General features: G+C 65.5%; 25 protein-coding genes. 12 read left to right on the forward strand and 13 right to left on the reverse strand.

Annotation, left to right across the window (positions count from 1 at the left end; all coding sequences use genetic code 11):
- The first annotated feature begins 65 nt into the window (after window positions 1-65).
- From ACLIMP_RS05925 to ACLIMP_RS05945, 5 genes are all read left to right on the forward strand, one after another.
- Window positions 66-422: a hypothetical protein gene (locus ACLIMP_RS05925; RefSeq protein WP_324698158.1), complete on the forward strand. Its 357-nt coding sequence runs from the start codon at window positions 66-68 to the stop codon at window positions 420-422.
- Between the two features lie 167 nt (window positions 423-589).
- Window positions 590-1,252, forward strand: a complete 663-nt coding sequence (locus ACLIMP_RS05930) for a hypothetical protein (protein ID WP_132469915.1) — start codon at window positions 590-592, stop codon at window positions 1,250-1,252.
- A 131-nt stretch (window positions 1,253-1,383) separates the two neighbouring features.
- A complete protein-coding gene (locus tag ACLIMP_RS05935; protein ID WP_324698161.1) occupies window positions 1,384-1,983 on the forward strand; it encodes a hypothetical protein in 600 nt (199 codons plus the stop codon).
- 216 nt (window positions 1,984-2,199) lie between these two features.
- Window positions 2,200-2,514: a YciI-like protein gene (locus ACLIMP_RS05940; RefSeq protein ID WP_324698163.1), complete on the forward strand. Its 315-nt coding sequence runs from the start codon at window positions 2,200-2,202 to the stop codon at window positions 2,512-2,514.
- A complete protein-coding gene (locus ACLIMP_RS05945; RefSeq protein WP_185998011.1) occupies window positions 2,511-2,897 on the forward strand; it encodes a YybH family protein in 387 nt (128 codons plus the stop codon). The genes ACLIMP_RS05940 and ACLIMP_RS05945 overlap by 4 nt, the downstream gene beginning before the upstream one ends.
- Window positions 2,898-2,926: 29 nt before the next feature.
- Here the strand turns inward: ACLIMP_RS05945 and ACLIMP_RS05950 are convergent, their stop codons facing one another.
- Window positions 2,927-3,520, reverse strand: coding sequence for a hypothetical protein (locus ACLIMP_RS05950; RefSeq protein WP_324698165.1), 594 nt, complete (start codon window positions 3,518-3,520; stop codon window positions 2,927-2,929).
- Window positions 3,521-3,659: 139 nt separating this feature from the next.
- Here ACLIMP_RS05950 and ACLIMP_RS05955 point away from each other — a divergent pair, with 139 nt between their 5' ends.
- Window positions 3,660-4,058: a hypothetical protein gene (locus ACLIMP_RS05955; RefSeq protein ID WP_054436487.1), complete on the forward strand. Its 399-nt coding sequence runs from the start codon at window positions 3,660-3,662 to the stop codon at window positions 4,056-4,058.
- A 95-nt stretch (window positions 4,059-4,153) separates the two neighbouring features.
- Here the strand turns inward: ACLIMP_RS05955 and ACLIMP_RS05960 are convergent, their stop codons facing one another.
- On the reverse strand, window positions 4,154-4,441 hold the full coding sequence (locus ACLIMP_RS05960; RefSeq protein WP_054436486.1) for a hypothetical protein: 288 nt from the start codon (window positions 4,439-4,441) through the stop codon (window positions 4,154-4,156).
- A 324-nt stretch (window positions 4,442-4,765) separates the two neighbouring features.
- Between ACLIMP_RS05960 and ACLIMP_RS05965 the strand changes: the two genes are divergently transcribed.
- Entirely contained in the window at window positions 4,766-5,242 is a 477-nt protein-coding gene (locus ACLIMP_RS05965; RefSeq protein ID WP_054436485.1) for a COG3650 family protein, read from the forward strand.
- Window positions 5,243-5,493: 251 nt separating this feature from the next.
- Here ACLIMP_RS05965 and ACLIMP_RS05970 read toward each other — a convergent pair whose 3' ends face one another.
- From ACLIMP_RS05970 to ACLIMP_RS05980, 3 genes are all read right to left on the reverse strand, one after another.
- Window positions 5,494-5,802 carry an alkylphosphonate utilization protein gene (locus ACLIMP_RS05970; protein WP_054436484.1) on the reverse strand — a complete coding sequence of 103 codons (309 nt, stop codon included), beginning with the start codon at window positions 5,800-5,802 and terminating at the stop codon, window positions 5,494-5,496.
- A 51-nt stretch (window positions 5,803-5,853) separates the two neighbouring features.
- Window positions 5,854-6,282, reverse strand: a complete 429-nt coding sequence (locus ACLIMP_RS05975) for an OsmC family protein (protein ID WP_054436529.1) — start codon at window positions 6,280-6,282, stop codon at window positions 5,854-5,856.
- Between the two features lie 110 nt (window positions 6,283-6,392).
- On the reverse strand, window positions 6,393-6,623 hold the full coding sequence (locus ACLIMP_RS05980) for a DUF2061 domain-containing protein (RefSeq protein WP_054436483.1): 231 nt from the start codon (window positions 6,621-6,623) through the stop codon (window positions 6,393-6,395).
- Window positions 6,624-6,674: 51 nt separating this feature from the next.
- Between ACLIMP_RS05980 and ACLIMP_RS05985 the strand changes: the two genes are divergently transcribed.
- The 3 genes from ACLIMP_RS05985 (at window position 6,675) to ACLIMP_RS05995 (ending at window position 8,248) form a co-directional block, all read left to right on the forward strand.
- Complete coding sequence (locus ACLIMP_RS05985) at window positions 6,675-7,145, forward strand: hypothetical protein (protein WP_231635781.1); 471 nt, start codon at window positions 6,675-6,677, stop codon at window positions 7,143-7,145.
- A gap of 176 nt (window positions 7,146-7,321) precedes the next feature.
- Window positions 7,322-7,633, forward strand: a complete 312-nt coding sequence (locus ACLIMP_RS05990; protein WP_324698171.1) for a hypothetical protein — start codon at window positions 7,322-7,324, stop codon at window positions 7,631-7,633.
- 90 nt (window positions 7,634-7,723) lie between these two features.
- On the forward strand, window positions 7,724-8,248 hold the full coding sequence (locus ACLIMP_RS05995; RefSeq protein WP_324698173.1) for a hypothetical protein: 525 nt from the start codon (window positions 7,724-7,726) through the stop codon (window positions 8,246-8,248).
- Between the two features lie 36 nt (window positions 8,249-8,284).
- On the opposite strand, the gene ACLIMP_RS06000 is transcribed toward ACLIMP_RS05995, so the two are convergent.
- Window positions 8,285-8,767 carry a cupin domain-containing protein gene (locus tag ACLIMP_RS06000; protein WP_324698175.1) on the reverse strand — a complete coding sequence of 161 codons (483 nt, stop codon included), beginning with the start codon at window positions 8,765-8,767 and terminating at the stop codon, window positions 8,285-8,287.
- A 94-nt stretch (window positions 8,768-8,861) separates the two neighbouring features.
- Here ACLIMP_RS06000 and ACLIMP_RS06005 point away from each other — a divergent pair, with 94 nt between their 5' ends.
- The gene (locus ACLIMP_RS06005) at window positions 8,862-9,692 is read left to right on the forward strand and encodes a sugar phosphate isomerase/epimerase family protein (RefSeq protein ID WP_324698177.1); all 831 of its coding nucleotides are present in this window, start codon (window positions 8,862-8,864) and stop codon (window positions 9,690-9,692) included.
- Window positions 9,693-9,739: 47 nt separating this feature from the next.
- On the opposite strand, the gene ACLIMP_RS06010 is transcribed toward ACLIMP_RS06005, so the two are convergent.
- Window positions 9,740-11,329, reverse strand: a complete 1,590-nt coding sequence (locus tag ACLIMP_RS06010) for a GMC family oxidoreductase (RefSeq protein ID WP_324698179.1) — start codon at window positions 11,327-11,329, stop codon at window positions 9,740-9,742.
- A 459-nt stretch (window positions 11,330-11,788) separates the two neighbouring features.
- Here ACLIMP_RS06010 and ACLIMP_RS06015 point away from each other — a divergent pair, with 459 nt between their 5' ends.
- Window positions 11,789-13,048 (forward strand): dipeptidase, encoded by a 1,260-nt coding sequence (locus ACLIMP_RS06015; protein WP_324698181.1) that lies wholly within the window; start codon window positions 11,789-11,791, stop codon window positions 13,046-13,048.
- A 3-nt stretch (window positions 13,049-13,051) separates the two neighbouring features.
- On the opposite strand, the gene ACLIMP_RS06020 is transcribed toward ACLIMP_RS06015, so the two are convergent.
- The 6 genes from ACLIMP_RS06020 to gmk form a co-directional block, all read right to left on the reverse strand.
- Complete coding sequence (locus tag ACLIMP_RS06020; protein ID WP_443478106.1) at window positions 13,052-13,294, reverse strand: hypothetical protein; 243 nt, start codon at window positions 13,292-13,294, stop codon at window positions 13,052-13,054.
- Window positions 13,295-13,479: 185 nt separating this feature from the next.
- Complete coding sequence (locus ACLIMP_RS06025; RefSeq protein WP_054436527.1) at window positions 13,480-13,686, reverse strand: hypothetical protein; 207 nt, start codon at window positions 13,684-13,686, stop codon at window positions 13,480-13,482.
- A gap of 108 nt (window positions 13,687-13,794) precedes the next feature.
- A complete protein-coding gene (locus ACLIMP_RS06030; protein ID WP_185998002.1) occupies window positions 13,795-14,235 on the reverse strand; it encodes a DUF1810 domain-containing protein in 441 nt (146 codons plus the stop codon).
- A 3-nt stretch (window positions 14,236-14,238) separates the two neighbouring features.
- A complete protein-coding gene (locus tag ACLIMP_RS06035; protein WP_185998001.1) occupies window positions 14,239-14,508 on the reverse strand; it encodes a hypothetical protein in 270 nt (89 codons plus the stop codon).
- Between the two features lie 155 nt (window positions 14,509-14,663).
- Window positions 14,664-15,500, reverse strand: a complete 837-nt coding sequence (gene dapD / locus ACLIMP_RS06040; protein ID WP_443478107.1) for a 2,3,4,5-tetrahydropyridine-2,6-dicarboxylate N-succinyltransferase — start codon at window positions 15,498-15,500, stop codon at window positions 14,664-14,666.
- 216 nt (window positions 15,501-15,716) lie between these two features.
- On the reverse strand, window positions 15,717-16,370 hold the full coding sequence (gmk, locus tag ACLIMP_RS06045; protein ID WP_054436474.1) for a guanylate kinase: 654 nt from the start codon (window positions 16,368-16,370) through the stop codon (window positions 15,717-15,719).
- Window positions 16,371-16,449 lie beyond the last annotated feature (79 nt).

Genomic DNA, 16,449 nt, shown 5'->3' on the forward strand with positions numbered 1-16,449 from the left:
CGCAAGATCATTTGCCTTCGATAATGATGCCAAAGGGCAAATGATTTCATCGCGAAGGGGGCGTTATGGAGAAAGAAGCAGCAAGGGGCGAATATGTAGGGCCGGCTGAGCAGGTCGTGCAGTATTCCGACATGGGCACGTTCATGCCTGTTGGATATTATCGTCCCATTCCGATCGTCTGGTTTGCCGGGGCCTGGTTCGCGCAAGTCGGATTGCTGCTGTTCCTGTTCGTCCTGCTGCTGGGCAAGCCCATGGCCTATACGCTTTTGACCTCGGCGCTCGTGAGCGTCGGGATCTGGCGCTGGACTTTCGGAAGAGGAATGTCCGAGGCTTCCTCCGGCTGGAAGATCTTCACGACAGGCGCACTGCTATTCAACTGGCTACTGGTCGCATTTGTGGAATGGGCGGTCATTCAGGGCTGACAATCGCGCGGCCGGTCATAACCCGAGGGGCGGATAGTCTTCAGGCCGGTGTGAACGATTACAGGAATTTCACCGGCCATTGTCGCGGCACTGCTTTTCCAGCCGCCAACATTGTTCTAGCTGCTTGAGAATCGGCCTGTCGTGGCCGATTTGAAACGGGGGAAATCATGAAATTCACGAGCCTCGCCGCCATTGCGGCGGCGATGACGGCTGCCAGTCCGGTTCTGGCGGCGGAGCAGGCTGTCAGTTCGGCGGTCGTTGCCGCCCAACCCGCCTTGTCGGTAGCCCCGGCAGGCTCTCTCACGCTGCCGGCCAATTCGGAACTGACAGTGACGCCCAATAGCGAGGTGTCCTCGAAGTCCATGCGTGAGGGCGACGTCTTCACCATCACCACGGTCTACGACGTGATGATGAACGGCTATGTGGTCATCCCCAAGGGCACGCGGGGACAGGGCAAGATCACGTGGCGGACCGGCAAGGGGGCGTTCGGCAAGTCTGCGAAGATGGATGTCACCATGGAGTGGCTGGAGATCGGCGGCCGCCGCGTCGTGATCGAGGGCAAGCATCGCCAGGAAGGACAGGGCAATACCGCCGCGACCCTCGGTACCGTGCTTGCGGTAGGCGTGTTCGCGGGCTTCGTGACCGGCAAGTCCGCAGTCATTCCCAACGGCATGCAGTTGAAGGCCTATACGGCTGAGCCGATCCAGTTCCAGGCGGCCGGTCTCGCCCCGGCGCCGGTGCAGGCCGCTGTCGTTCCGGGTAGCGCTGTCGTCTCGCAGGGCACCTCGCCGGCGGTTGCGACGGTTTCGTCGGGTGATCACGCCCAATAAGGCGCACCCGGCAGGCGCGCCCGGCAGGATGGTATCCTTACGGGCGGTGCCAGCGCAGCAAGAGGCGCCCCGGCAATCCGGGGCGCCTTTTTTTGCGGAACAACGGGGCTATCCTTTTCGTTGTTCCGGGCATGAAAAACCTCCTCACCGCCTCCGTGCTCGCCGTCGCTCTTGCAGCCTGTTCGTCCGAGCCTGCGAAGGCGCCCGAGCAGGCTAGCGAAGCGGCGACATCTTCCGCCCTGCCGGACGAAACCGTTTCCGAAGCGCCGCTCGCCGCGCCCACCGATGGTGCTGCCGGCGCGAGGGTGCTGGCGCTGGAGGGGCTTGGCGATCTCCGGATCGGCGAGGCGGTACCCGCCGGCTCGTCCTGGGCGGAGCGCGGTGCTCAGGCGTCCGATGCCTGCCGCACGGTGACGTCGCCGGACTATCCGGGTGTTTATGCCATCGTGGAAAAAGGCAAGGTCCGGCGCATCACGCTCGGCCAGCGATCCGAGGTCAGGTTGGTCGAGGGGATCGGCGTCGGCTCCAGCGAGGCGGACGTGAAGAAGTGGTTCGCGGGCTTCCGCGAGGAGCCGCACAAGTATGAACCCGCCCCGGCGAAGTACCTCACCGCGCCCAATGCCAGAAGCGGCGATCCGGCCTTGCGGTTCGAGATCGGGCAGGATGGCAAGGTCAAGCTCATCCACGTCGGCACGATGCCGGTGCTGGGTTATGTCGAGGGCTGTTCCTGAGCGCCTTGGGCGGCTCTCCATTTTCCTACAGCCCCGCCGCTCCGGTAAGCGTGGGCGATGACCCGGGATTCCGCGCTTCTGCGGCTGATGGCGCGGCTCGACCGCGCTTGCGGCCGGTTTGGCGCGGGGGTGTGGGCATGACAAGGTGGCGCGACACATTCGGTGCGTTTCGTGTAAACCCGGCGGCCTCACTTCGAAGCACGAGAGACGCCCGCGATGAATCACTATCTGCTGACCTACCATCTCGCGCCGGACTATCTGGAGCGCCGGCCGCAGTTCCGGGAGCCGCATCTGGCGCTGGCCTGGGCCGCGGCTGAGCGCGGCGAACTGGTGCTGGGCGGCGCGGTGGAGGACCCGGTGGACATGGCGCTGCTGCTCTTCGCGGGCGCGGGGCCCGAGGTGGCGGAGACCTTCGCCAGGGCCGATCCCTATGTGACGGAGGGCATCGTCGAACGCTGGACAGTCAGACGCTGGGCAACGGTGGTGGGCGAGCATGCCGCCCATCCGGTGCGCGCGGAGCGACAGGCGTGAGCGGGGCCGAGCTTGCCATCCGCTCCCGCCGGGCAAAGTTCAACCGCGCCATTGCCGAGGGGGATGCATCCGCCATCGGTCCGATCCTCGCGCGTGATTGCGTGATGGTCACGGGCACCGACAGCGCGCTGATCTCGGGCCGGATGGGGCAGGTGAAGGTCTGGCGGCGCGAATTCGCTGGGACGGCGCGGCTGGTCTACACCCGCACGCCGAAGGAGGTCACGGTCTCGCCGGTGGAACCGATCGCGATGGAGCATGGCCACTGGGAAGGGATCGACAGCACCTCCGACGTGCTGACGGCCTCGGGCACCTACACCGCCAAGTGGCGCGAACTGGGCGGTGAATGGGTGATCGAGGCGGAGATATTCCTGACCCTGGCTTGAGACGGACCGCCTGAGTCAGGCCGCTTGAATCAGGCGCCTTCGCGCTCGGCGGCAAGGACATCGGCGGCCGCTCCGGCGGCGCGGGCGGCGGCATCTGCGGCGGAATCGCGGACAGGCGGCGCAGCGGGACGGGCAGGGGCGCCCATCTGCGGGGCGGAAGGCTGCGGCGCGTAGGCGCGCGGGCCGGGCTGCGCCAAGGAGCGCTGCGGCGCGATGAAGGGGCGGCCCTGCTCGGCGTAAATGCGCTCGTCATCCTCGTCACCGCGCCAGTGGCGGCGGGACGGGGCGGCACTGTCGTCCTCTGCCCAGCCCGAACCGTCGAGGATGACCATCCGGCCGCGCGGCGGGCCGAACCCGGAATGGTCGGAAGCGGCGTAGTCGCCTTCCTCCTCGCCGGGATAGTCGCGAGGGCCGGGCATCTGCTCGTCGGACAAGGCGTAATCCTCGCGGTCGGCCCTGCTGCCTGCGGCATAGTCGCCATCATCGTGCCTGGCACCGCGCGAGCCGGAGAGCGCATAGTCCTCGGGGAACTTCTGCATTTTCCCGGTGGTCATCCCTGCGGCGACGATGCCCGCACCGACGCCGCCGGCAACCAAAACCAGAACCCACTTTCCGAAACCCATTTCAACTCCAACGGCATGGCCTGCCTCACCTTCCACTATAGGACTAAACGAGCCGCCATGTCGGTGAGGTGAATGCATGAGGGAAGATACGGGGCAGAAACGCAAGGTTTCGGTCATTCCCGGGTGACATGGTGAATGCATGTTTAAGAACCGAACCGACGCCTACTCGCTGACCCCCTGCTGGTTCACGCGCGTGCACGAGCCCGATGGGCGGCGCGAGCGGGACGACGACGGCACGCTGGTCTGCACCTGCCGCTACTGCCGCAAGCGCATTCGATCACGCGGCGGGGACAGGTGGAACCTGGCCGACGGGCTCGATCTCGATGCGCTGGCGGCATCGTGCATCTCCAGCCATTTCAGCGTCGTGGACGTGGACGATGGAATGATCCTGGCGCGCTACCAGCTTCCTGCGGGCGCGGACGAGGCGGCGATTGCGGAAATGCGCCAGAACATCGCCGCCAAGCATGGCGTGGAACAGGGAGACGGGATCGAGATCCGCCTTGTCCGGCACGAGGACGTCCTCCAGAAGCGCCATTGACCCGGTAGCGGGTTAGAGTTTCAGGCTTGAGAGCACGCACGAAAAAGGGCGCCTTCCCTGAAGGAAGGCGCCCCAATTCTTCGGTGGCCCGAGACTTACTGGCCCGAGAGTGCCGCTTCAGCCAGAGCGCCCTTGGCGTCGGCGAGGCGGAAGTTCACGTTGCGCGAGTTGTAAGTGCCGGTAACGCGGTTGCCGCTCACGTAGAGACGGAAGGGAACCTGACCCGAGGCCATGCCTTCGATCACGGTAACCTTGCCCTTCTGCTCGGTCGTGTAGTTGTAGTGCACGCCGTCGTGCGAGAAGCTGCGGGGATCTTCAGCGTGAGCGGCGGTGGTGGCAAGGGCGGCGAAAGCGGCGCCGGCGGCGAAAACGGTCTTCAGCATGGCAATGTCCTTTGTAGGGGATAGGAGATTGCCTCGGGCACCTCTTATCTTGTTGCGGTGCAACATCGCTATCTCGCACCATCGTCGCAATGGAATTACTTGCCACCGGTGTTGCGTTTACTGCATCTGCTGAAAATTCCCCGCCAAGTGATGATGTTAGCGCTATCGTAAAATGAGCCCGGCGTTCTCGGAGCCGAAAATTTCAACGATTCCGCATGGGACCGGCGTTCTCTTTCGGCCGAATCATCTCAGAGGCCGAATGTCGGGGCGGTTTGCGAAGGCCGGCGATTGCGTCTTTTGCGGTGGGCCGATAGATATCGCGCCATGGAAGTGACCCGTGCTGCCCTGCAGCGTATCGCGCTTGGCCTGATGTCGAGCATCGTCCTTGCCGGGTGCCATGGCGGCAACCATGCGAAGGACATGCCTGGCGACGCTGACGATCACGCGCCGTTTCATGCCATTTCGGCGGAAGATCACGTTCGCTTCACCGGGACCGAGCCGTTTTGGGGCGGGGATGTCTCGGGAACCCGGATGACCTATTCCACGCCGGAAAATCCCGGCGGCGATGTGATCGAGGTCAGCCGCTTCGCGGGCCGTGGCGGTCTATCGTTCAATGGTGAGGCGAAGGGCGTGCAGATGACGCTGGCGATTACGGCGGGCTCTTGCAGCGATGGAATGTCGGATCGCCGCTATCCCTTCGTGGCCATGCTGAAGATCGGGGAAGAAACGCGCAGCGGCTGCGCCTGGACCGATCGTCAGCCGCCTATCGGCGGTGAAGGCTCGGCTGCGGGCAGGCCTTGAGCCTGCCGCCCGGCCCGGGCGCCGGAACCATCGGTGCCGGCAACTTGCGAATCCGGGCTGGTTGAATCTCCGCTACCCGTATCCGTACCGGCAGGCAGGCACGCACCAGCCAGGGCGCCGAGGGTAACGGCGGCGGCGATCGCACCCAGAACATTCGTCGACATCGGCAATGGCGTTCTCCGCTTTCCCTCTCGCTATGGTTGAACGCGGGGAAACGCGGGCTGTTCCGTGGTGCGATCGCCTGAGGGGCCTTATCGCTTGCGCACGAACTCGGCGCGCAGCACGAGGCCCTTGATGCCGGGATACTTGCAGTCGATCTCCTGGGCATCGCCGGTCAGGCGGATGGACTTGATGAGGGTGCCCTGCCGAAGCGTCTGGCCGGCGCCCTTGACCTCGAGATCCTTGATGAGCGTGACCTGGTCACCATCGGCCAGAAGGTTGCCGACGGCATCGCGCACCTCGACCGCGTTCTCGGCGGCGCGCTTCGCCGCAAGTTCCGATGCGGGCAGCCATTCGCCGCTTTCCTCGTCGTAGACGTAATCCTCGTCGTCGCCTGCCATGGTGGTCCTTCCGGTTGGGAAGCCCGCCATGGCAGGGACGGGATCGGAGTTCTAGCCTTCGAGCGACTTTTCGAGGGTGATCTCGCAGTTGAAAAGTTTCGAGATCGGGCAGCCGGCCTTGGCTTCGTCAGCCAGCTTCTCGAACTCTTCCGCGCTGATCCCGGGAATGCTGGCCTTGAGCGTGAGCGCCGATTTGGTGACGGCGAAGCCGCCGTCGGCACTGTCGAGCGTCACGGTGCACTGGGTGTCGAGCGTGCCGTCCGCATAGCCGGCCTTGGCCAGGGCAAAGCTCGTGGCCATGGTGAAGCAGGCGGCATGCGCGGCGGCGATCAGTTCTTCCGGGTTGGTGCCGGGCTGCCCTTCGAAGCGGGTGCCGAAGCCGTAGGGCTGTTCGCTGAGGACGCCGGAACGCGTGGTGATCGCGCCTTTGCCCTCCTTGCCGAGGCCGAGGTAACGGGCGGAAGCGGAATTCGTGGTCATCCGGGTGTCCTTTTCCAGTGTTCGCAGAAGGGGGGTATGCTTCGGATCGGCCAACGCGGCCGGCCCGGACCTGTTCCCGATTCGCGAAGCGGCGAGGACCGATCCGGTGCTCAGGCGGGGTGAAGCGCCCTTGCGGCCACGTTTTCCACGTTAGCGGATGCAGCATCGACCCGCTTCCAGGCACGCTCGTGGAACCAGAAGGCTACTGCGTTGATGCAGGGTTCGACAAGCGCGATACCACCCGCAAGCGCCAGCGATCCCGTCATTGCATAGGCAACCGTGAAGCCCACCGTCAGATGAAGGCACAGGTAGGTCAGGGTCTTGGCAAGATCACGAGGCATGACGAATTCCTTTCGCAGTGCAAAATATCGGAATTGCGCGGGTTACGGCCAATGATCGCTTCCGATTTCTTTGATCGGCTGCTATGCATGACCAACAATAAGGACGGACCACAACGATGGTATCGTCCATGGGAAGAGGATGCTGTCATGGAGAAGTTCCTGGCAACATTGCAGGCTGGACTTGTCCTGTTTGCCGTGGCCTGGTCGGGCGTAGGCTCGGCCAGCGATACAGGTCGCCAAGCTGGCGATCTGAACGGCGCGGATACTGCCGCAATGTCGTCCGATGAGATGACGGGTGCTTACTTCATGCGGGATACCCTGGTTCCCCGAGCGGACGATCTCGCTCTTATCCAGCGCAAGCCGGCGCTGTACGTTGCCAGCTTCAACGATGGCATGGCGACAGTGGCCTATTCGCTGGCGGAAGGGCGGATCGTCTATCGGGTGGTTTCAGGGACAGTGGACGATACTGCGCGTGACGCCATCGATCACGCACTCGTCAGGTTGCAGCGCAAGCTGGCCTGACAACAGGGAGTATGCCGGGCGGAAACGCCAAGGCCGAGGGAAAGGGAGAAGGTCAAGGCGCGTCGGGCCACAGTCCGTCGCGCCTTGATGCCGTTCGGCCTGATATTTCCCGAAATGAACGTGACTTATGCCGCCCGCCTGCTGGACCGGATTGATGCGCCGCAGCATAAGGAAGCATGGAATTCGTTCACCAGTATGAGCGCGCGATCACCTGGATCGTTGCCCAGTGTCCCGCGCCGGACAAGTTCGCCCACACTTATGCGGGGCTGACGATCTGGTTGCTCACTGCGATACTCCTCAAGAAGAAGCTCAGCTCGAACTGGCCGCTCGCCGTGGTGGTGCTGGCGGAACTGGGGAACGAATATATCGACCGGCTCGCCCATGGCTCCTGGTCCTGGCACGATACGATCGGCGACGTGATCGCCACACTGTTCTGGCCCTTGGTCATTTCCTTCGCGATGCGCCTGCGGCCTGCCATTCGCGGCTAGTTTACGGCCTGGGTTATTGCCGCCGCCTCGGGAAAGAGGGATGCTCCGTCGGGAATCGAAGCCGATCACAGCGGCGAAGGAGAGAGCCCGATGCGGAATGGAAACTGGCGAGTGGCGGTGGCAGGCGCCGTGCTTGTCCTGATGGCGGGGTGCAAGGGCGGCGCTGAGCCCGGCCCGGGCGCTTCGCCGACCATGTCGGAAGATGCTTCGCCCGCCGCCGTCGAGGCGACCGAGGCGGTAGACTCCGGCGCGCCCGACAGTCTCTCGGTCTATGTCGGCAAGTATCCGCTCGACAAGGTGGGTGCGTACGGTTTCTTCGATCACCCCAAGGTGCAGGAGGGCGTGACCCGTGCCGTCACCGATCCTCGCGTGGCCGGGGCTATCGCGGCGATGGAGGGGCCGGTCGGCCCGGTCCTGCGCAAGGATAACGACATTGCCGCCTCGCGGTGCGAATTGCACAACTGCGGGGCGCACAACTACGCCATCCACGTCGATGCGACGACGAACGAGGTCACTTCGGTCTGCTACTATGACGAGAAGGCCGGGCCGATTGCCACCTGGTACAAGCCCGATGGCGCCAAGGTCAGCGAAGGAGGGGGCTGTTCCGTCGGGTGAACCGGCGCTGGATCATCGGCCCGCCTCGCTTCACCCTCATGCCGTCTGGCCGGGCTCCCATTCGGGCGCGGCCAGTTCGAAGCCGCCGAAGTGGAAGCCCGGCGACACCACGCAGCTTACCAGTGCCCAGCCGCCCAGCGGCTCCGCAGCTTGCCAGTGTCCGGTGGGAACGAGCAGTTGCGGCGCTTCGCCCCGGAGCAGATGCCCGCCCAGCACATGGCGCTGCACCGGGCCGGTGTCCGCCGGGGCGATGGAGAGGGCGATGGGCGCTCCGGCGTGCCAGAACCACAGTTCCTCTCCGTCTACCCGGTGCCAGTGCGAGCGCTGGTGGGCTTCCAGCAGGAAATGGATGGCGGTGGCCAGCGGCCGCTCGCCTTCCGCGGTGGAGGCCAGCGCCGCCGCGGTCATGGGCGCCGTCCAGGTCCGGCCGTACCAACCGCCTTCGGGGTGAGGCTTGAGCCCGAGCCGGGCGATCAGTTCGGCGGCTTCTCCGTTCGGTTCGGCGACAGGGGGTGTCATCGTGGCCTTTCGTCTGATGAAGGGTTCGCGGCTACCCCAATGAAGGCTATTCAGGACGCCTTCACAACCCCTCAACAGGTTCAAGGATTCGATCATGCCCCATCCTCTCGGCATCGACATGCGCACGGTTGCGGGCATGGGCCCGGTCGAACACGTGCGGCTGGCCGCCGAACTGGGATGCAAGGCGGTTTCCATGAGCCTTGAGCAGGCGCCCGGGCCGCAGGGTTATCCCGCCTGGTCCCTGCGCGAGGATGCCGGGCTGCGGCGCGAGGTGAAGGCGGCGCTGGCCGATGCCGCGATCCGCATCGGGCTGGGCGAAGGGATCGGTGCCGATATCGGTGTCAGTATCGGTGAGGGCGACAATCTGCGAGCGCCGGAGGACCATGCTGCCGACATGGATATATTCGCCGAACTGGGCACGCGCCGGATCGGCGTGCGCGACGGTGGGCTGGAGCGGGATCGCGCTTTCGACACCATGGCGCGCTTCGCGGAAATGGCGCGGGAGCGTAACATGGACTTCGGTTTCGAGTTTTCGCCGGGCATGACCGTGCGAAACCTCAAGGGCGCGCTGGATCTGGTGCGGCATATCGGCGGAGACCGGGTGAGCGTGACCGTGGATGCCCTGCATTTCTTCCGTTCCGGCGGTGCTGCACGCGAATTGGCCGAACTGGATGCAGCGCTGATCGGGCATGTCCGGCTCTGCGATGCTGCGCTCAACGGAACTGGAGCCCCCTCTTCGGAAGCGCGGGACAGCCGCCTCATTCCGGGCGAGGGCGAATTGCCCCTGCGCGAATTCGTTGACGCCCTGCCGCGCGGCAAGACGCTTGGCCTGGACCTTTCGCTGCCGCAGGCCGCGCTCGGCGTGGAGGCGGCGCGGGACTATCTGGTCGAGGTCGTGACGCGGACCCGCGCGCTGCTGGCCTGAAACGCTGCTGGCCTGAAATGCTGTTGGTTTGAAACAGGGCCAGGCCGTCAGGCGCGGCGGTCCGCGAGGATCATTTCCGCGCCTTTTTCCGCGATCATCATCGTTGGCGCATTGGTATTGCCCGAGGTGATCGTGGGCATGACCGAGGCGTCGATCACCCGCAGCGCGCCAACCCCCATGACCCGCAGCGCGGGATCGACCACGCGGCCCATGGCCGCAGTGCCGACGGGGTGGAAGATCGTCGTCCCGATCGCACCCGCAGCCTCGCGCAGTTGTTCCTCGCTGGCGAAGTCCGCGCCCGGTCGAAGTTCTTGCGGCAGGTAGCGGGCGAGGGCAGGGCGGTTCACGATCTCGCGCGTCAGCCGGATCGACTGGGCGGCAACCGCGCGGTCTTCCTCGGCGGCGAGATAATTGGGCCGGATGCTGGGCGCCGTTGCCGCCTCTCCAGCCACGACATGGGTGGAGCCGCGGCTTTCGGGGCGCAAGTTGCAGACGCTGGCGGTGAAGGCGGGAAAGGGATCGAGCGCGCCGCCGAAGGCCTCGAGGCTGAGCGGCTGAACATGATATTCGAGATTCGGCGTCGCGTAGCGGGCATGGCTGCGGGTGAAGACGCCGAGCTGGCTCGGGGCCATGGCCATCGGCCCGCTGCGGCGCAGGGCATATTCCATGCCGATCAGCGCCTTGCCGAAAAGATTGGCCGCCCGCTGGTTGAGCGTGGCGACACCGGAGACCCGCCACGCGCAGCGCAGTTGCAGGTGATCCTGAAGGTTCTCGCCCACGTCGGGCAGGTTCTGCACGGGCGCGATGCCGAGCGCCGATAGCCGCTGCGCATCGCCCACCCCGCTGCGTTCGAGGATCGCCGGGGAGCCGATCGCTCCGGCCGCAAGGATGACCTCGCCGCCCGCACGCGCCACTCGAGCCTCGCCGCCGCCGAGGCTGTAGGCCACGCCCACGGCGCGCCCCTGCTCAAGGATCACGCGGTCCACCAGTGCCCCGGTTTCGACCTTGAGATTGGCGCGGCTGCGCACCGGCTTGAGGAAGGCGTCCGAGGCGCTCCACCGCCAGCCCCGGCGCTGGGTGACCTGGAAGAACCCCGCGCCTTCGTTGTCGCCCCGGTTGAAGTCGGCCACGGCGGGGATACCCTGCTCAGTGCAGGCCTCGCGGAAGGCTTCGAGGATGTCCCAGCGCAGCCGCTGTTTCTCCACGCGAATCTCGCCGCCGGCGCCGTGGAATTCGCTTGCCCCTTCGTAATGGTCTTCGGCGCGCCGGAAATAGGGGAGCACGTCGTCCCAGCCCCAACCGGCATTGCCGGCCTGCCGCCAGTGGTCGTAATCGGCAGCCTGTCCGCGCATGTAGATCATGCCGTTGATCGAGGACGAGCCGCCCAGCACCCGGCCGCGCGGATAGCGCAGAGTGCGCCCGTTGAGCCCGGCTTCCGCTTCGGTGGAGAGGCACCAGTCGGTGCGCGGGTTGCCGATGCAGTAGAGGTAGCCCACCGGCACGCGGATCCAGATATAGTCGTCCTTGCCGCCGGCCTCCAGCAGCAGGACGCGGTTTCGCGGATCGGCGCTCAGCCGGTTGGCGAGCACGCAGCCCGCACTGCCGCCGCCCACGACGATGTAGTCGAACTCTCCCATTTCCAAGGGCTAGGCTGCCGTTTCACGTGGATCAAGCGTTCGCGGGAACTGGCGTGAAACCCGCTCCGGCGATGCCTTGGGGCGGCCTCTGTCCGGGGTTCCCGCCCCGGATTGTTAAATTTCTGAAACGCTCTGTCATTGCGGCCCGCATTGACGAATACACCAGCCCACGAACGTAGCATCGCGAGTTAGAGAATGGCGTCTCGGCGCCATTTTTGACAGGAGCCGCCGGTGCTTGGGACAGATCGTCGTCGGGGGGCGAACGATCGGTCCGGGGCGTGAGCACGATACTCGGTGTCGGGCTCGGGACACGCTTCCGCCGGCGGCTCATTGCATTTCTCGGCGCATTCCTCAGCGCATCGCACTTTCGGGAAATGTCGTAAAAGCCCGGTCAGCCTCTTGCGCGCGGATGCGTGATCGATTCTCCTGCCGTGCAGATCGTTCACAGGGGTAATGACGATGCGGCAGGGATATTGGCTGGCAGGTGCGGCGCTGGCCTCCATCTGGGCGACGGGCGCCATCGCGGCGCCTTCTCCCGAACAGGTGGCCGAAGCCGCACTGCGCGCCGCGCCGGTGTGGGACGGGCACAACGACGTTCCCGAGCAATTGCGCGACCGCCGCAAGGACATGCTGGCGGGCTTCGACTTCCGCGACACCGCGAATACGGCCGGCGACGGACGCGCCGCCATGCAGACCGATCTCTTGCGCCTGCGCAAGGGCCGGGTCGGCGCGCAGTTCTGGTCGGTCTACGTCTCTGCCGAGCTTGACGAACAGCACGCGGTACAGGCGGTGCTGGAGCAGATCGACGTGGCGAAGCGGCTGATCGCGTCCAATCCCGATACGATGCAGTTTGCGCAAAGCAGCGCGGATGTGGAAAAGGCGATGAAGGCGGGCCGGATCGCCTCGCTGCTGGGCATGGAGGGCGGCCATTCGATCGGCGGGTCGCTCGGGGTGCTGCGGCAGATGTATGCACTGGGCGCCCGCTATCTGACGCTCACCCATTTCCGGAATACGGCCTGGGCCGACAGCGCCACCGATGCACCCGCTCATGACGGTCTTACCGATTTCGGGCGGGACGTGGTGCGTGAGATGCAGCGGATCGGCATGTTGGTCGATCTCAGCCACACCAGCGCGGCGACGATGAACGATGCGCTGGATGTAGCCGGGGCGCCGGTGATCTTCAGCCATTCCAATGCCCGCGCGGTGAACGGCCATGCCCGCAACGTGCCGGATGACGTGCTGGCGCGGCTGGCGGCGAACGGCGGGATCGTCATGGTCAATTTCTATCCGCCATACGTGGTGGAGGCCACGCGGCAATGGCAGGCGGAAAGGGCCGGCGAGAAGGCGCGGCTGGCTTCGCTCCACGTGGGCGATCCGGCGGCGGCCGATGCGGCGCTGGCGGCGTGGGAGCACGCGCACCCCATGCCGCGCGGCTCGCTGCGTGACGTGGCGGACCATATCGAACATGTCATCAAGGTGGCGGGCGTGGATCACGTCGGCCTCGGCGGCGATCTTGACGGCGTGGAGACCACGGTAGCGGGGCTGGATGATGCTTCCACTTATCCCGCGCTATTCGCCGAGCTCGCACGGCGGGGCCATTCGCAGGCGGATCTGGAGAAGATCGCCAGCCGCAACATGATGCGCGTGATGAAGGCCGCCGAGGCATATGCGGCCGGCCACCGCGGCGATCCGCCGATCGAATCGCCTACGGTTTTCTAGGGGCTAATGCCCCATCCGGCTCTCCTCGATCGGTGCCTGCTGGCCAGCCGAGATCGGCTGCTCCACGCCGGGGCGCTGCCAGAGGCTGGTCGAGAACCAGAGGATAGAGATCGCCAAGATGAAAATGGCGAAGATCGCGATCAGCATGTGAGACAGCTTGGGCGACGTGCCCGCATGATTGTTGCCCGGGGCATTGCCCTGCACCGTGGCTACGCGCGATTCAGCAAATTCGGTATCCGGTCCCATCCAGATTTCCTCTCTCCACCCGGAATCGGGCGTTTCGGCCCCCACGTTCCCGCAAACCCTGATCGGCATGCATGCGCGGAGTGTCCGGAGAGGAGATCACCGCAAGCTGCCGCGGCTGTCAACCTTTCGTGACTTTCAGGCAATGTGCGGCCGGGCAATGTGCGGTGCGAACGGCCCGCTGGGCATCAGCTACCCAGGGCGTGCTCTTCCGCCGTGACCGGATGTCCCTGCGGCGGGGCCTGATCCCACCATGCCCGCGAAATCCATATTGCCGACATGGCCAGTATGGCGAGAAGCAGGCTCGCGATCAGGACGTACCGCACGATATGGGGCGTACTGCCCGAGCGTGCTTCGTCCTCGTCCAGATGAACTTCATCGCCAATGCGTTGCATGGTGGCTCTCCCGTCGGCCCGGCGGCGTCTGGGCCACATTGCATTACGGGCCGGAAAGTATAACGCGTCAGCACGCCCGGAGTTCCCGCAAGGAAGCGGGTGCCGGGCCTAGGGTAAATCCCTCGATGAGGAGCCGAGGCCGAGCAGGCGCAGGGTGCGCTCGTCGCGGCGGCCCTGGCAGAAGGCATCAAGGGCGTGGGCATGGCGTTCGCCGCCGCCGGCCGCCTCGAACAGCGTCATGGAACTGCCGAACTTCAACGCGTCCAGTTCGCCCAGTATGGCAGAGGCGCTGCGCTCTCCTGCCCAGCCGAGCATTGCATCGGTGCATTCGCCAAGCCGCGCGCCAAGCAGCGGATGGGCAAGATAGGCTCGTGCTTCCGTGAGCCCGGAGAGCGCGTAATACCGCGAGGTCTCACTTGATCCGAGGCCGGCAAGCTGCGGAAAGACGTACCAGATCCAGTGGCTTTGCTTCACCCCGCGCGCGAGTTCCGAAGTGACGGCGGCGTAGTCCCGCCGCTGGGCCTCGACGAAGCGGTCAAGCCCGCTCATGGATCAGCGGGAGGGTGGGGATTGCGGCGCATCCGGGGCCTGGGCGCCGGGCTGGTCCTGCGGATTGGCTTCTCCGTCCCGCACGGCTGCCGCGGTATCCGCGTCGCCGCCGGTGCTTTCGGGGGCCTGCACCGATCCGGTGATCCAGATCGCGGAAAGCGCCACGATCGCCAGCGCCAGGCTGACGAGCAGGACATAGCGCATCACGTTCGGCGCCGAACCGGCGCGCGCATCCGTCTTGTCGATATGAATTTCCTCGCCCGGTCGCTCCATGCCTGCATCTCCCGTCATGCCGGCGCGGGCCGGCTTCCTCAGGTCAACGCCCCATGGCCGGGGCACGTTCCGTGCAGCAGGGCACAGATGCGCGAAGGGGCCGGATGCGCTGGCATCCGGCCCCTTCGGCTGTTCCTGCGTTGCGGCCGGTTGGATCAGTCGCGCAGAAGCTCGTTGATGCCGGTCTTCGAGCGGGTCTGCGCGTCCACGGTCTTGACGATCACGGCGCAGTAGAGCGACGGGCCGGGGGTGCCGTCGGGCAGGGGCTTGCCGGGCAGCGAGCCGGGAACGACTACCGAGTAGGGCGGAACCTTGCCGATGTGGACTTCGCCGGTTGCACGGTCGACGATCTTGGTCGATGCGCCGAGGAACACGCCCATCGAGATCACCGCGCCTTCGCCGACGACCACGCCTTCGGCCACTTCCGAACGGGCGCCGATGAAGCAGTTGTCCTCGATGATGACCGGGCCGGCCTGCAGCGGTTCAAGCACGCCGCCGATGCCGACGCCGCCCGAGATGTGCACGTTCTTGCCGATCTGCGCGCAGGAACCGACGGTGGCCCAGGTGTCTACCATGGTGCCTTCGCCAACGTAGGCGCCGATGTTCACGAAGCTCGGCATCAGCACGACGCCCTTCGAAATGAAAGTGCTGCGGCGGGCGACGGCGCCCGGAACCACGCGGAAGCCGGCCTTGCGGAAGTCGTCCTCGGCCCAGCCGTCGAACTTCACGGGCACCTTGTCGAACGCGGGCGCGCCGCCGGCGCCGTGAGCGACGGGGGCGTTGTCATTGAGGCGGAACGAGAGGAGCACTGCCTTCTTCAGCCACTGGTTGACCTTCCAGCCACCGTTGCCGTCGGGCTCGGCGACGCGGGCAGCGCCCGATTCGATCAGGCCCAGCGCTTCGTCGACGAGCTTGCGCACGTCCGCGCTGGCGGGGGTGACGGTGTCGCGCGCTTCCCAGGCGGCTTCGATCGCGGTTTCGAGTTCGGACATGTTCGCGTCTCCAGAAAGTCGGCCAAAAGGCATGTTTGCAGGCGCGCCTAGAGGGTGGGAACCGGCGCGACAAGCAGGAAGGATGCGGCGGCTATAAGCACCGCACAGGAAAGTATCGGAAGTTCATGGCGCTGAACGGAAAGTGCGCGGTGGCGCATTTTCCGTTCGGACACTTGTTCGAAAATCCACCCCGGCGGATGCCAGGGGCGTGCTCGATCAGGGGGCCATCAATTCGCGGACGAAGCCGATCAGGCCGGTCTGGCGGGCGCGGCGCATGCGCTCGGCGTCGAGAATCGTCTTCACCTTCTCGAAGCAGTGGTCGATGTCATCGTTGACGACGACATAGTCGTACCCGTCCCAGTGGCTGATTTCCGAGCGGGCGCGTTCCATGCGGGCGGCGATCACGTCCATGCTGTCGGTGCCGCGGCCGGTCAGCCGGCGGCGCAGTTCGTCGATGCTGGGCGGCAGGAGGAACACGCGCACGACGTCGCGTTCCAGCTTCTGGTAGAGCTGCTGGGTGCCCTGCCAGTCGATGTCGAACAGATAGTCCTGCCCATCCTTGAGGCCCGCCTTCACTTGCGCTTTCGGCGTGCCGTAGGAGTTGCCGAAGACGGTTGCCCATTCGAGGAATTCCTCGTTTTCGACCATCTGGTCGAACTGGGCCTGGCTGACGAAGTGATAGTCCTTGCCGTCCACTTCGCCGGGACGGGGCGTGCGCGTGGTGCAGGAAACCGAATTGCAGATATGCGCATCGTGTTCGAGCAGCATACGCGAGATCGTCGTCTTCCCCGCGCCCGAGGGGGAGGACATGATGAGCATGAGGCCGCGCCGGGCAAGGGGGCCGGCGGGATTGTCCGGAGAGTTGACCATGTGCCCCGATGCCGATGACCGGCGCGCAAATCAAGGGGTGACGTGAGCGGCCGGGGGTGCTGCGGCGCTACCGGGAATA

It is taken from the genome of Novosphingobium aeonii (genome assembly GCF_052279045.1).
GTDB lineage: Bacteria > Pseudomonadota > Alphaproteobacteria > Sphingomonadales > Sphingomonadaceae > Novosphingobium.